We start from the raw sequence: 14637 nt of genomic DNA on the forward strand, positions 1-14637 counted from the left end.
TCCTCCGTTGATTTTCAGGCGTTCAGCCGTTTTCCACTCGACGCGTCAAACAGATGGGCAAGCTCGGGATTTGGCTTCAGCCGGATCTTGTCGCCCGGCTTGAATTTGTGGCGCTCGCGAAACACGGCAAGCACATCGTCATTGCCAAGTTTGGCAGCGACCATGATTTCCGATCCGGTCGGCTCGATGACGCGGACCTCGGCTTCGGCGCCATCGTCGGCAAGCGTGAAATGCTCGGGCCGGACGCCATAGACCGCCGGCTGCCCGGCCGAACCGGCCGTCGAGACAGGCAACGGCAGATGGATGCCGCTGTCGGCTGCGAAGCTGCCGCCGTTGACCTTGCCGCGCACGAAATTCATTGCCGGCGAGCCGATGAAGCCGGCGACGAACATATTGTCCGGCCGGTCGTAGAGTTCGAGCGGCGTGCCGATCTGCTCGACGCGGCCGTCATGCATCACCACGATCTTGTCGGCCATGGTCATGGCCTCGATCTGGTCATGCGTCACGTAGACGGTGGTGGTCCTGAGGCGCTGGTGCAGTTCCTTGATCTCGGTACGCATCTGCACGCGCAGCTTGGCATCGAGATTCGACAGCGGCTCGTCGAACAGGAAGACCTGCGGATCGCGCACGATGGCGCGGCCCATGGCGACGCGCTGGCGCTGGCCGCCCGACAGCTGGCGCGGGAAACGCTGCAGCAGCGGCTTCAGTCCCAGGATGCCGGCGGCCTGCTGCACGCGCTGGTCGATCTCGGATTTATCCGCGCCGCGCAGCATCAGCGAGAAGGCCATATTGGCCTCCACCGTCATATGCGGATACAGCGCATAGTTCTGGAACACCATGGCGACATCGCGCTCTTTCGGCGGGACGTTATTGACCACGTTGTCGCCGATGGCGATTTCACCGCCGGTGATGTTTTCCAGACCGGCGATCATCCTGAGCAGGGTGGACTTGCCGCAACCTGAAGGCCCGACCAGCACGACAAACTCGCCATCTTGGATATCGATCGAGACGCCGTGCAGAATCTGCGTCGAGCCGAACGCCTTGCGGACGTCGCGGCAGAATACTCCCGCCATTATGCCTCCCTATATCTGATATATATGCTCAGACTTGCGGGGCAGCATATAGCCGGCTTTGCCGCAGCCGCAAGCATAAGGACGCGAGCTTGACGTTCGACTTGCGTCGCAGACCGTCAGAACGGGATTTAGTAAACTTTATGGACAATCTGCTGTCGTATTGTGCGGCCTCGCCGGGCCATGACACGCCGAATTTGCCAAACTTTACACCCGCAGTGGCGAAACGGCCGGCTTCGCAGCCGCGATGCTGCAATGCACTTGCGGGATATACATGGCTGCGGGCACTGCACGCCGGACCAAAGCCGGTAAAATAGCCATACAGTCTAGCAGCTTCTGCCGAACCAATTTCACCGCCTGCCCGCCACCGTTCCGCGGTTCGGCACGACCAAAGTCGAATCATTTAGTCTCCACATGATCGAAGCCTGCGGAGCCGTCATGTCTGAAGCGGACGACCTGGCCGGCGTCTGCGTCAGGAGTGGCGCAGAAATGAGCAGCAGCGAACGCTGGATCAGGGATGAAGGCGCGCCTGCGGTCGGTGAAGGCCTGGATCGAGGATCGCCTCTGCGACTCGAGCTCAAGCCCCGAGCCGATCGCCAGAAACAACAGCATCTCGCGGTGTTACCTGCATGCGCTGTTCCGGCTGGAAGGCCAGTCGGTCTCGAACTGGATCTGGACGCGCCGGCTTCAGCAGTTCATCGCATTTCAGCACGATGGTCCGTCGCCATTTCGGCATCCGGCTGTCCGACATCACGCGCGGCAAGTCGTCCTGGAGCGCGGGCGCGCGCGGGGTAGCCCGGGCGCTTTTCCATTTACAGACATGCAGATGTGGGGGAATTGGCGGAGGGGGCAGTCACGAGCTAGCTGTTCTCCACCAGCGCTTCCCTGATCCGCGCGGGATTACTGGGAAACTTCTCTCTTTTCTTGCACTTCCAGTCCTGCAGGCCCGAAATTCCCGCTTTAATCAAGCAGTTAATGCGAAATCCGGGTTTATTCTGGCTTTACGATCAGGGAATTATCAGGGATAAGCCGCTCGAATATCGCCGCCAGGTGACTGTCCGTCATGAAGAGGTCAAGGACTTTTGTGATCGGATGGCTCGGCCCTCAGAGACCCGATCAGTTCTTTCAAAAGGCTAACTTCTGCCCCGTAGGCCTCGAGAAATTCCTAAGCACCATCGCCGGGCAGTCCGCGGGCCCTCCGTAGCCGCTCTCCATGGGAAGCTTTAGACCACTAAAAAGACTTGCCATTCAGCGACGCATGTTTGGTTTATGTCGGCCTTAATTGTTTCGCCCAGCCAAGTGACGCCCAACGATGTATCCGAAGGTTAAAGCAGGGCCGAGCGTGATGCCTGCGCCGGGATAGTTCCCGCCCATAACGCTGGCAGCGTCATTACCGACCGCATACAGGCCCGGCACGGCATTTCCGGCCTGATTGATGACCTGCGCTGTGCTGTTGGTCTTGATGCCCGCGAAAGTACCCAGATCGCCCATATAGATTTTCAGGGCGTAGAAGGGGCCGCGTTCGATAGCCGCGAAGCAGGCATTGCTCGGATGGTTGGCGTCGCCCAGATACCGGTTATATGACGTCGAGCCTTTTCCGAACTCGGTATCGGTGCCGGTCGTCGCGTCCGCATTGACCTTTTTCACTGTCTCGGCGAGGACCGTGGGATTCATCCCAAGCTTGTGCGCCAGTTGAGCGATCGAATTGCCCTGCACAAGGTAGCCTGACCACAGATGCTGCCGATACGGCACCGGAAATGGCTTGGCGAAACCCAGGCCATACCGGCGGAGCGTCTGATGATCGCAGATCAGATAGGCTGAAACCTCGGTTTGTCCCTTGCAGGTTGCTTGCATCGCCTGACCAAAGTCGTGATACGAATTCGCCTCATTGACAAAGCGCCGGCCCTGATGGTTCACCGCGATGATGCCGGGCTTGTAGCGGTCGATCAGATGAGGGAAGACGCCGTATTTCCCGTTGCCATAGGGTACGCGCGAGACCGGAATCCAGGCGGCGGCATTCGGCAGAGCCGTTGTCTGGCCGCCGATTGCAGAAGCGATGCGCCAGCCATCGCCCGTATTGCCTGGCGGTGCCGGCGACCAGTGTTCGGCTCCGGTCGGCGCATGCGGGAACAGCAGCTTACGCAGAGCCGGGTCCTGCGGAAAACCGCCGGTGGCCAGCACGACGCCGCGACGGGCGACCAGTCTGATCTGTTTGCCGCCGATGATGACCTCGACGCCGGTAACAGCGTCGCCATCCGAAATCACCGCGTCGATCGGGCAATCGGTCACGATGGGGACGTTCAGATCGAACAGGCTTTTGGCCAGTCTGGCCGCCAGCGCATTGCCATTGGTCAGGCGTATGGCGCGGCCGTAGCGCAACATTTCATAGACATGCTTGCTGAGCCGCTTGACCACATAGATCGCGGATTTCAGCGAGCGCGTGACGTTGAAGAAGTGCTGAATTTCCTGGCTGGCATTGAACATCATGCCGACGAAGGTGATCTCCTTCAGCGGCGGACGCAGACGCCTGATTTCCTTGCCGAGTTCCAGACCCGAGAACGGCGCCGCAACGACCGAGCGACCGCCATCCACGGCGCCCGGCGCCGACGGGTGATAGTCCGGAAAGGTCATCAGCGGATCAAATTTGACCGCTGTATTGTCCTGGAAGAACTGCGCGGCTTCGGGCGCCGTGAGCAGGAATGCATCCACGCGATCGGCGTCATAGTTCGCGTTCGTCTCATGCTTCAGGTAAGCGCGGGCTTCCTCGATGCTATCTGCGAAGCCCATGGCCCTGGAAACCGGATTGCCGGGCAACCACAGCACGCCACCCGACCGCGCCGTCGTGCCCCCAAACAGCGGCTCCTTTTCCAGTACAATGACATCGAGCCCGAGTTTTGCGGCCGTTACCGCGGCAGACATGCCACCAGCGCCCGAGCCGGCGACAATGACGTCGTACTCGGTTTTCTCCAATGCCGCTTTCGTCACTTCAGTTCCTGTCCTTTGAACTTGCCTGTCAGGAACTTGTTTGGCTTCAGGAAGAAAGAAATGACCAACGCGCCATTGGGCGATCGCGCCAGATGCCGGTTGCCTTTCGGACGCCAGACATAGTCACCTTCGCGACATTCACCCTCGTCATCGACGATGCTGCCACTGAGCACATAGGTCTGTTCGATCTCCACATGCTCATGCAGCGGCAGTTCCGTGCCCGGCTCCCAGCGGAACAGCGCCGTCAGCAGGCCGGTTTCCTTGTCCTCGAGCAGTATCTTCATGTCGATGCCGGGCGTCGGCGTCGGCTTCCATGGAAGCTTCTCGACCGCGACATAGCGGGACGCCAGTCGAGCCAGCTTCTCTTCGCCTTCCAGGAACGGGGTATTTGCCATTGAGACCTCCTACTTTAACATCATCAGGGCGGCTTCCCTGGCGGTCTGGCCGATACGGACGCCCTTCGCCAGGGCATGCTTGTTCGCAGCACTGATGATTCCATCGAAATAGGTGCTCTGGCCGTCACCCATGCGAGCGGTCAGCGCGTCTACAGAGGCGCCGACGATGCCATCGTCCTCGATCGCCTCCAGGGCCGAGATACCGGAATCGTTCTTTCCGATGCCGCCATCAGAACAGATAAAGGCCCAGGGTCGATAATTGCGGAAATACTCGATTACACTCCGCCCAGTATGGCCCGCGGTGCATAGAACGTTGCGGTCCTTGTCTTCAGGCAGCGCAAAGGCGATGGAGTCCGTGCAGACGATGCTTCGGCCTTCTTCGTTGGTATGGACCACGAGCCGGCGCGTTGTATCGAATTCCTTGGGCGCCTTCGACTTCGTCAGGATCGCCTCGACTGCGTCTTTGACTGTCATGCCGGGCGCCAGGCCCAGACGTTGGGCTTGGTCATTCACACGGCTGATGATGCCGTTTTCATACTGATCGGTGCCGTTGCCCATTTCCGCCGTCATGGTGTCGACCGCGGCTGCCGGAACGTTCAACGCCTCGTAGTACCACAACCCCGCGATGCCGGCGCCGTCCTTGCCGATGGCACAATCGAGACCAATGGCCGCCATCGGTTTGGCCGACATCACCATGCGGGCGCAGAGCACACCGGCATAGGAGGCCGCAACGATCACAGAATCCGGCTTGGGATTTTTCGCGGTGACATATGCTTCCACATGCGTGGCCGAATCGAAGACGTAGGTCGTCCCCTGGGGATGATCGATAACTTGAGGGAGATGCAAGGCCGCCATGTTTGTTTCCTGTTGTTTTTACCGAACCATGGATCTGTTCATTGCAGCAGCAGATGAAGGCCTGTCGCGGTGAAGCCGCCATCCACAACGATGGCTTCGCCGGTGATGTAACTGGCACCGTCGCCCGCCAGGAACAATGCGACCTTGGCGATGTCTTCGGGCATGCCGACACGGCCAAGCGCGGTCTTGCTATTGCGGATTCTGATGGTTTCCGGATTGTAGAATGGCTCAGTCATCGCGGTGCGAATCATGCCCGGACAGATGGCGTTGACTCGGATGCCATACTGGCCCCATTCCACGGCGAGCTGTTTCGTCAGAGAAATAACGGCTGCTTTTGATGGACCATAGGCAATCGCGCCGGTTTGCGGCACGAGCGCCGCAATCGATGCGATATTCACAATGGCAGCGTCGTTGGCGGCCTTGAGATTCTTGAACAGCACGGACGAGAGCTGGAACATGCAGGTCAGATTGACCTTCAGCATAAATTCCCAGTCCGCGAGGGAAGCTTCCTCGGTTTTGGCGCGACGGATGATGCCTGCGGCGTTGATCAGAGTTTGCAGCGGCCCGTTACCGATGGATTGGGCGGCGGCGGCGCGGATCGCCTTCTCGTCGCCAATATCGCAGTGGATATACGTGATGGCGGAGTCGGTACCCTCGGGGGGCGGATTGATATCGAAGATCCAGACATTCGCACCGGCAGCGTGGAAGCGCCGCGCCGTTTCCAGACCAATGCCACTGCTGCCACCCGTTACGATGACCGACCTGTCCGGGAATGGCGCGCTGGCTGACCGAGCATTCATTATTTCCATCCCTTTTGATTTCCGGCTTTGCGCCTTTTCGTTATCACCGGATCGGTGAGAAAACCGTCGGCACCAGGATTCTGTTGGACATCCTGTCGATCAGCGGGGTCACGGCCGCGACGTAGCCGCGCCATTCCTCCTCTTGCATCAGGAGATTTCGCCGCCTCGTACGCTCTTCTAGGGTGTCATAGCCCCACATATGCACGGCGACGTTCAGATCGCCGATTTCGGAGAGGAAATAGCCGATGAGATTGCCCAGGATGCGCGTCTGGATCTCCAGGCCGCGCTGCTGGTAGAGCGCCATAAACTCCCCGGCCTTGCCGGGCTTCAGGGTGTAGTTGCGCTCTTCAACAATCATTCAAACGCTCCAATCCACAGCGGCTTTGCGACAGCTTTATACTAACGTACGTTTGTTTTATCGTAAAGCAGAATGCACCCGCGTGGAGACGACGGAAAATCACCAGGCCGTTCGGCGGCGGGCGACGGCTCGCTTGTACTGGATCGGCCAGCTGGCCTCGACGCCGAGCTCTTCAGCGGCATGGTTCGCCCAATAGGGATTGCGCAGCGTGGCGCGTGCCAGGAAGACAAGGTCCGCGTCGCCCACGGCAATGATCTGTTCGGCCTGGGCCGGATCGGTGATCATCCCGACTGCACCGGTGGGAATGCCCGCATCCGCGCGGATACCGCGCGCGACCGGCACCTGATAACCGGGGCCGACAGGGGTTTTCTCACCCGGCACAACAGCGCCGGTCGAGCAATCGATCAGATCAGCCCCCGCCGCCTTGAACCACTTGGCCAGTTGCACCGACTGCGCCATGTCGAGACCGCCATCGACCCAGTCGATCGCGGAGATGCGGACGAACAGTAGCCTGTCATCCCCGAGCGCGGCGCGGACAGCCTTGATGACCTCCAGCGGCCACTTCGCCCGTCCCGCGAGGTCGCCGCCATATTCGTCGCCACGGGTGTTCGACAACGGCGAGAGAAATTCGTGCAGCAGATAGCCATGTGCCATATGCAGCTCAATCACGTCGAAACCGGCATTTATGGCGAGCCTGGTCGACGTGACGAACAGATCCGTCATCTCCCGCAACTGCGCTGCAGTGATCTCATATGGAACCTGCCAGTCCTTGTCGAAGGACAATGCACTCGGCCCCGGGATCGGCCATGCGCTGCCGTCGGTCAACGGGCCATTGCCTTCCCAAGGCTTGAAACGCGCACCCTTGCGGCCGGCATGACCAAGCTGGATTCCGGCCCTGGCGCCATGTTCGTGCATGAAGTCGACAACCGGCTTCAACGCATCGGCATGTGCCTGGCTCCACAGGCCGAGATCGCCGGGCGTGATGCGGCCTTCCGGGCAGATGCCCGTCGCTTCGGCGATGACCAGACCGGCACCGCCGATCGCGCGTGAGCCCAGGTGAACCATATGCCAGTTGGTAGCGAGTCCGTCGATCGACGAATACTGGCACATGGGCGACACCACAATGCGGTTGCGAAGCGTGACGCCACGCAGCGTGAAAGGCTCAAACAAACGGCTCATCGTGTTCCCCGGTATGCTGTTTCTCAACCTGACGGACTCACAGCAGCGTATAGCCGCCATCCACCACCAGCGTATGACCCACGACAAAGGACGCCGCATCGGACGCCAGCCACATCACGGATTCCGCTATTTCTTCAGGACGCGCCAGCCGACCGATCGGGCAGGATGCCTTGTAGCGCGCTTCGGCTGCTTCCCGACTGCCCTCCAGGGCCGCCATCAGCGGTGTATCCACGCCGCCAGGCGCGACGGCGTTGACGCGGATTCCGTCGCGGATAGCCTCCAGCGCCAGCGTCTTGGTCAGGCCGATGATGGCGTGTTTGGATGCCGTGTAATGCGCGGCACCTGGCGCGGTCACTGATCCGAAGATTGAGGCAATGTTGACGATGCTGCCGCCTTTGCGTGCCCGCATCGCCTTCATCTCGGCGCGGGCGGCCAGGAACACGCCCGTGACGTTCAGATCCATCACCCGGCGCCATTCATCTGTCAGCATATCAGCAATGTCGACACGTGCCCCACGGATTCCTGCGTTGTTGAAGGCGCAGTCGATCCGCCCGTATTCCGTGACGACCCTGCTGATGGCGTCTTCCACGGCTGCTTCGCTGCTCATATCCACGGAAAATGCCGAGGCCCGACCACCCGCTCGTTCGATCTCGGCCCTGGTCTCCTGCGCTGCCGTGCCATTGATATCCAGCACCGCGACCACGGCGCCCTCGCGGGCAAAGCCGATAGCGGCGGCGCGGCCGATCCCGGCGCCGGCACCGCTCACCACCACGACCTTATCGGAAAACCGGGCCTGGCCGGACATGGTTCAGGCCGATTTCTTCAGCCGCGCCATAGTCTGCTTGGCGATGTATTCCATTTCGGCACCGGCGCTGTCGAAACCCTGCGGTTTAGACATATCGGTGATATTAGCCCACTGATCCGCCACCATCTCCGGGGTCAGATCCCTGCTGGTGTCGAAGAAGACGCCGGGGCTGCTCATGATCTGGACGCGGGCGACGTAACCGGCCGATGCGGAGATGGTATGGCCGGAGACATTGCATTGTTCGCTGGCCAGATAGGCCACGGCCGCGGAAACGAATTCAGGCTTGAACAGCGGCAGCATCTCAGCTGGCATGACATTCTCCGTCATGCGGGTCGCGGCCATGGGCGCGATGGTATTGACGAGGATGCCGTATTTCGCCGTCTCGATGCGGACGACATTCATCAGGCCGATGACGGCTGCCTTGGCGGCCCCGTAATTCGACTGGCCGAAATTGCCGAACAGGCCGGCATTCGACGTGGTCATGACGATGCGGCCGTAGTTGTTCTTCTGCATGACCGGCAGCGCCGCCCGCGTGCAGAAAGCCGACCCAAAAAGATGAACGCGCGTCACGGCTTCGTAGTCGGCCGGGTCCATCTTCGCCAGCGTCTTGTCGCGCAGGATGCCGGCATTGTTGACCAGAATATCGAGGCGGCCGAACGCATCCACCGCCGAGGCGACAATCTTCTCGGCGCCAACGGCATCGGCGACCGAATCATAATTCGCAACGGCCTTGCCGCCCATCGCCTTGATTTCGTTCGCCACCGTATCTGCGGCGCTGCTGGATTGGCCCTGGCCATTCAGCGATCCGCCCAGATCGTTCACCACCACGCTGGCGCCGCGCGCGGCGAGCGCGAGTGCGTGGCTGCGGCCGAGCCCGGTGCCGGCACCGGTCACAATTGCCACGCGGCCGTCAAAACGAATGGTCATGTTCAGGACTCCCAAAAATTATCTGCCGGTTCCGGCGGGGTTTAAGCTGTTGCGCAGGTCGCGCTTGAGCACCTTGCCGCCGGAATTCCGTGGCAATGGGGTATCGAGGATCATGTAGGTCTCCGGCTGCTTGTAATCGGCCAGCCGCGTGACGCAGTATTCGAAGAGCTTTTCAGCCGTCAGGCCTTGTGTCTTCGCCGTGACGAAGGCATGGACGCGCTCGCCCAACACCGGGCACGGCTTCGAGACAACAGCGCTCTCCAGCACATCGGGATGCCGGTTCAGCACGCCCTCAACCTCGACGCTGTAGATCTTGTAACCGCCGCGGTTGATCACATCCTTGATGCGGTCGGAGATATAGAGATAGCCATCGTCATCAAGCTTTCCGATATCGCCGGAATGCCAGAATCCGTGGGTGAAATTCGCCTTGTTGGCTTCGGCGTTGTCGAGATAGCCCGGCACGATCATCGGACCGCGGATCCAGATTTCGCCGGTCTCGCCCCCCGGCAGTTCGGCGCCGTCCGGTCCCACGATCCTGATATCGGCGCAGTGCACCGGCAGGCCGATCGCCGCGCGCTTGCCGGTTGGCATATCGGGCGGCGACAGGGCGACGGGCGAACAGCATTCGGTGGCGCCGTAGCCGTCAATCAGGCGTATCTGCGGCAACCGGTCGGCAAGATCCTGGATCGTCGCCATCGGCATGGGTGAACCGCCGAAATGGCCCAGCCGCCAGTTGCTCAGATCATAGGCCGAGAAGTCGGGCTGCAGCAGACAGAGATTATACATGGCCGGAACCATGACCGTATGCGTGATGCGCTCATCGGCGGCGAGTTTCAGGAAGGCCGGCGCCTTGAAGGCGCGCGACATGATGACCGCGCCACCAACCCACAGGAATGACAGGATCGCCAGCAGACCAGTGACATGGCTGGCGGGAACGACCAGAAGCGTGCGCTCCCTGCCCTGGCCAAGCCCCAGGATCAGTTCGAAATGAATGACCGAATGCGCAAAGTTCAAATGCGTGAGCATCGCGCCTTTCGGCAGGCCGGTAGTGCCCGAGGTATAAAGCAGCGTCGCGAGGCCTTCCGGATCCGCAACATGGTATTCGGGGGGGAACGCCCCGATCTGCTCGTCCGGCCAATGAATGCCGCCGTCTGAAACCGGCACAACCACAGACAGCCTCGGCACATCCCGCCTGTTCGGCAATTCGCCGGATAGCGCCGCCTCGTGCAGCAAAACGCACGCATCGGAGTGGTTCACGACATGCGCGATTTCCGGGCCTTTCAGACGGACATCCATCGGCACCGCGACGGCGCCAAGGCGCAGGATGCCAAGATAGACCGTGACGAATTCGATGCGGTTGGCGAGATACATCGCGACCCGCATGCCGGGGCGAATGCCGAGCTGCTTCAGGCGTGCCGCAACGGCGCCAGCCGCCTCCACCAGTTCGCTATAGGTCAGGCGCTTGCCATCGCCGACCAGCGCTTCGGCGTCGGGATGCTTGCGCGCGGCGGAGGCGAATATGCCGTAGGCAGATTCAGATCGTGGCCGGAAACAGTTCACCACCCGACCGTCGAAATGGGTTTCCTGCTGAATCTGATAGCGGGATTGGGCCGGCCAAACGGCTTTTGACCGGGAAATCGCTTTCGCGGGCTGAGTCGGCAGAACCACGGCCGGCGCGTTTTCGGTCGGGGACATCGAGCCCTTCTTATATTTACTTACGAACGCTTGTTAGTTTATATTCCGGCCACCCCCAAGTCAATGGAGTCATCGGAAACGGAATGGCTGCGGAAAATTCTGGCAAGACACTGAGCCGCGAGGATGTCGATTTCAATCTCTTCCAGGTTCTGCAAATCGACAAACTAGCGGCACGGCCGCTTTACGCCGACCTGGACCGCGAGATTTTCAGCGCCGTCCTCGATACGGCGGAGACCATCGCTGCCAGTCATTTCCAGTGTTTCTATCGCAAATCCGATCTGAACGAACCGTCGCTCGAAGACGGTGTCGTTCACACGCTGCCAGAACTCAAGGCCGCCATTGGCGCGTTTACCGAGGCGGGTTTCATGTCGGCGCATGCGCCGGCGAATGAAGGCGGACAGCAGCTTCCCGTCGCCATCGTCCAGGCCGCCTATGCCTTTTTCCAGGCCGCCAATATCGGCGCCTCCATCTATTACTTCCTGACGGTCTCGGCAGGAAATGTCATTCGCGCATTCGGTACGGATGTGCAGAAGACCCGCTTCCTGCGCCCGATGCTGGACGGCCGTTTCCTCGGCACGATGTGCCTGAGCGAGCCGCAGGCGGGTTCAGGGCTGGCCGATATCCGCACGCGCGCCACACTGCGACCGGACGGCAGCTACAGTCTCAAGGGCAGCAAGATGTGGATCTCGGCCGGGGATCACGAGATTTCCGAAAACATCGTGCATCTGGTGCTGGCAAGGATCGACGGCGCTCCGCCAGGCATCAAGGGTATCTCGCTGTTCATCGTGCCGAAATTCGATGTCGGCAACGATGGGGCGCCAGGCCAGCGCAACGATGTCCGCGTCTTCGGCCTGAACCACAAGATGGGCTATCGGGGCGCGGTGAATACGCTTCTGAGCTTCGGTGACAATGACGACTGCACCGCCTACCTGCTTGGCGAGCCGCATCGCGGCCTGGAATACATGTTCGTGATGATGAACGAGGCCCGCATTTCTGTGGGTCTCGGCGCTACCATGTTGGGCTATGCGGGTTATCTGCATAGCCTGGAATATGCAAAGCAGCGGACGCAGGGTCGATTACCCGACAACAAGAATCCGTTGTTGCCGCCTGTACCGATTATCCAGCATGGCGATGTTCGCCGCATGCTGTTGCAACAGAAGGTCTTTGTGGAAGGCGCCCTCGCGCTTGGCCTGTATGCTGCATATATGGTCGATGAGGAACGATCGACTCACGACACAACTGCGCGCGACGAAGCTTCGCTACTCCTGGAAATTCTGACCCCTATTGTGAAGGCCTGGCCCAGCGAATACTGCCTGGAAGCCAACAAGCTGGCGATCCAGGTTCTGGGCGGTTACGGCTATACGCGTGATTTCCCCGAAGAGCAGTATTACCGCGACAACCGGCTGAACCTGATCCATGAGGGCACCAACGGCATCCAGGCGATCGACTTCGTCAGTCGCAAACTACGCATGAAGGATGCGGCCGGCCTGGACTTGCTTGGCCGGCGGATGCAGGCCGATATCGCGGACGCCGAAGCCGCAGGACTTGCGGAATTCGCGACCCAGTTGAGGGCAGACCGGGACCGCGTCTTCGAAGCTACCCGCGCCAATTTCAGGAATGCCGCGCCGGGCCGGATGGGGGAGTATCTGGTCAATTCCTCCAGCTACCTGGATATGTACGGGCATCTCGTGGTGGGATGGATGTGGCTGCGTCAGGCCATCGCCGCCAAACGCATCCTAGATGCAGGTTGCACCGGCGACACCGAGGCTTTCATGCAGGGCAAGCTCTCTGCCTGCCAGTTCTTCTTCCGCCATGAAATGAAACGCATCGACCACTGGCTGCCTATTGTTGCGTCGAACGATACAACGGTCCTCGACACCTCCCCCGATTGGCTCTGAGCCAGACGAGACCCTGCGACATGTTCAGTTACGAAAACGCCATCTCACGCCAGTTTCCAGAACGGGAATTCACCTATACCAAGTCCGATACCATGCTTTATGCGCTGGGCATCGGAGTCGGCCTGATGGACGGCGATCCGCATGCCATCAGGTATCTTTATGAAAAAGGCCTGCGGGCCATCCCCAGTCAGACGACCGTAGTCGCCTGGGAAGATACCTGGCTGGAAGACATCGAGGCAGATCTGACAAAGGTCGTGCATGGCGAGCAGCGCATCACGCTGCACCAGGCCCTTCCGACCAGCGGCCGCATCCGCTCGCAATTCGCCATCAGGGACATCTTCGACAAGGGCGCCGGAAAGGGCGCCATCATTCTGGCCGAAACCAAGCTGTTCGATGCCGGCAGCGGCGCGCATATCGCCACCAACCTGTCGAGCGTGTTTGCCCGCGGCAATGGCGGCTGCGGCGGACAGCCCGGCCCAGTTCCGCCGATGCATCCGGTTCCCACGCGTGCGGCCGACAAGAGTCTCGTCACCGTGACGACGCGGAACCAGGCCGCGCTCTACCGGCTGAGCGGCGACATGAATCCGCTGCATATCGACCAGGGTTTTGCGGCATCGGCCGGCTTCGACCGCCCGATCCTGCACGGCCTCTGCATTTTCGGGATGGCGACCTATGCCCTCATCCGCATGGCCTGCGATGGCGATGCCGGCAGGGTCCGTCATATCGAGATGCGATTCTCGGCACCATTCTTCCCGGGTGAAAGCCTGCGTACCGAACTATGGGAGGAAGACGGCCGCATCGCCTTCCGCTGCGTTGCCGAAGACCGTGAGGCCGTCGTGCTCGACAGGGGCAGCCTCATCCTGCGATAGAAAAAAGGCGGGCATCTTCACTCGGCTACCCGCCCCATTCGCCTCAAACAGGTTTGAAGATTCACACTGGCCGGAAGACCGGCACCTGCGGGCCGTCCTTGGATTTTGCAAAGGCCACTGCGACGGCCTGGCCGATACTGATCTTGTCGAGATCGCAATCGACGAGATTGGTTAGCACCGTCAGGCCTTCATCCAGTGTTACATAGGCGATGGCGAAAGGCTCCGGTGCGCGGCGCATGACGCTGTAGGAGTAGATTTTGCCCTTACCCGACACCTTCTGCCAGGTGGTCTTGTCGCTCATGCAATGCGGGCAATGCGGCCGCGGATAGAAATGCGATTTGCCGCAGCTCTCGCAGCTCCTGACCAGAAACTCGCCGCGTTCGGTGCCGTCCCAGAAAGGCTTGGCTTCCGGCGTGACGGCCGGCGCGGGCAGAACTCGCTCGGTCATGTTAAATCCTCTCCAGAATCAGTGTGCCGCTGGCATGGCGGCTGCCCAGCCACCCNNCCGTCAGTATTCACCGGCAGCTTGCCCACACCGGAAATCAGGTTCCCGTCGGCCACAAAGGCGCCGCCCTTGCCTTTTTCGCAGAAGCCGAGGTCTTCGAGCTGCATTAGGACTGTGATGGTGAAGCTGTCATAGATGGAGGCGTATTTGATGTCTTTCGGCGTCACGCCAGCAGCTTCGAAAGCCTGCTTGCCGGATTGGACCGTCGAGGTATAGGTGAGGTCGACCTGGCCGCCCTGGTGATGCTTGATGGCTTCACCGGCGCCGCGCACTGCAATCATCGGCCGCTTCAGCGT

At 60.6% G+C, this 14637-nt stretch carries 14 protein-coding genes and 1 pseudogene; 2 read left to right on the top strand and 13 right to left on the bottom strand.

Annotated elements, in window-relative coordinates; translation table 11 throughout:
- Positions 1 to 14: 14 nt before the first annotated feature.
- The 11 genes from CTR53_RS16110 to CTR53_RS16160 form a co-directional block, all read right to left on the bottom strand.
- The gene (locus CTR53_RS16110; RefSeq protein WP_290815614.1) at positions 15 to 1073 is read right to left on the bottom strand and encodes an ABC transporter ATP-binding protein; all 1059 of its coding nucleotides are present in this window, start codon (positions 1071 to 1073) and stop codon (positions 15 to 17) included.
- Positions 1074 to 1469: 396 nt separating this feature from the next.
- On the bottom strand, positions 1470 to 1682 hold the full coding sequence (locus CTR53_RS16115) for a hypothetical protein (protein ID WP_290815616.1): 213 nt from the start codon (positions 1680 to 1682) through the stop codon (positions 1470 to 1472).
- Between the two features lie 666 nt (positions 1683 to 2348).
- The gene (locus CTR53_RS16120) at positions 2349 to 4055 is read right to left on the bottom strand and encodes an FAD-dependent oxidoreductase (RefSeq protein ID WP_290815619.1); all 1707 of its coding nucleotides are present in this window, start codon (positions 4053 to 4055) and stop codon (positions 2349 to 2351) included.
- Positions 4052 to 4450 (bottom strand): cupin domain-containing protein, encoded by a 399-nt coding sequence (locus tag CTR53_RS16125; protein ID WP_290815622.1) that lies wholly within the window; start codon positions 4448 to 4450, stop codon positions 4052 to 4054. The genes CTR53_RS16120 and CTR53_RS16125 overlap by 4 nt, the downstream gene beginning before the upstream one ends.
- A 9-nt stretch (positions 4451 to 4459) precedes the next feature.
- Entirely contained in the window at positions 4460 to 5305 is an 846-nt protein-coding gene (locus tag CTR53_RS16130) for a hypothetical protein (RefSeq protein ID WP_290815625.1), read from the bottom strand.
- A gap of 38 nt (positions 5306 to 5343) precedes the next feature.
- Complete coding sequence (locus CTR53_RS16135; RefSeq protein ID WP_290815628.1) at positions 5344 to 6114, bottom strand: SDR family NAD(P)-dependent oxidoreductase; 771 nt, start codon at positions 6112 to 6114, stop codon at positions 5344 to 5346.
- 34 nt (positions 6115 to 6148) lie between these two features.
- Positions 6149 to 6463 carry an NIPSNAP family protein gene (locus tag CTR53_RS16140; RefSeq protein ID WP_290815631.1) on the bottom strand — a complete coding sequence of 105 codons (315 nt, stop codon included), beginning with the start codon at positions 6461 to 6463 and terminating at the stop codon, positions 6149 to 6151.
- A 99-nt stretch (positions 6464 to 6562) separates the two neighbouring features.
- Positions 6563 to 7642: an NADH:flavin oxidoreductase/NADH oxidase gene (locus CTR53_RS16145; RefSeq protein WP_290815634.1), complete on the bottom strand. Its 1080-nt coding sequence runs from the start codon at positions 7640 to 7642 to the stop codon at positions 6563 to 6565.
- 37 nt (positions 7643 to 7679) lie between these two features.
- Complete coding sequence (locus CTR53_RS16150) at positions 7680 to 8447, bottom strand: SDR family NAD(P)-dependent oxidoreductase (protein WP_290815637.1); 768 nt, start codon at positions 8445 to 8447, stop codon at positions 7680 to 7682.
- 3 nt (positions 8448 to 8450) lie between these two features.
- Positions 8451 to 9374 (bottom strand): SDR family oxidoreductase, encoded by a 924-nt coding sequence (locus tag CTR53_RS16155; protein ID WP_290815640.1) that lies wholly within the window; start codon positions 9372 to 9374, stop codon positions 8451 to 8453.
- Between the two features lie 18 nt (positions 9375 to 9392).
- On the bottom strand, positions 9393 to 10937 hold the full coding sequence (locus CTR53_RS16160) for a class I adenylate-forming enzyme family protein (RefSeq protein ID WP_290815642.1): 1545 nt from the start codon (positions 10935 to 10937) through the stop codon (positions 9393 to 9395).
- On the opposite strand from CTR53_RS16160, the gene CTR53_RS16165 reads away from it, so the two are divergent.
- The gene (locus tag CTR53_RS16165) at positions 10916 to 12967 is read left to right on the top strand and encodes an acyl-CoA dehydrogenase (RefSeq protein ID WP_290815646.1); all 2052 of its coding nucleotides are present in this window, start codon (positions 10916 to 10918) and stop codon (positions 12965 to 12967) included. The two genes, CTR53_RS16160 and CTR53_RS16165, sit on opposite strands and share 22 nt — an antisense overlap.
- A 20-nt stretch (positions 12968 to 12987) precedes the next feature.
- A complete protein-coding gene (locus CTR53_RS16170) occupies positions 12988 to 13836 on the top strand; it encodes a MaoC/PaaZ C-terminal domain-containing protein (RefSeq protein WP_290815649.1) in 849 nt (282 codons plus the stop codon).
- Between the two features lie 61 nt (positions 13837 to 13897).
- Here the strand turns inward: CTR53_RS16170 and CTR53_RS16175 are convergent, their stop codons facing one another.
- Both CTR53_RS16175 and CTR53_RS16180 read right to left on the bottom strand, forming a co-directional pair.
- Complete coding sequence (locus tag CTR53_RS16175) at positions 13898 to 14284, bottom strand: OB-fold domain-containing protein (protein WP_290815652.1); 387 nt, start codon at positions 14282 to 14284, stop codon at positions 13898 to 13900.
- Positions 14281 to 14637: pseudogene (locus CTR53_RS16180) on the bottom strand (hypothetical protein); the annotation flags it as partial. The pseudogene CTR53_RS16180 and the gene CTR53_RS16175, both read right to left, overlap by 4 nt.

The organism is Ferrovibrio sp., from assembly GCF_002796975.1.
GTDB lineage: Bacteria > Pseudomonadota > Alphaproteobacteria > Ferrovibrionales > Ferrovibrionaceae > Ferrovibrio.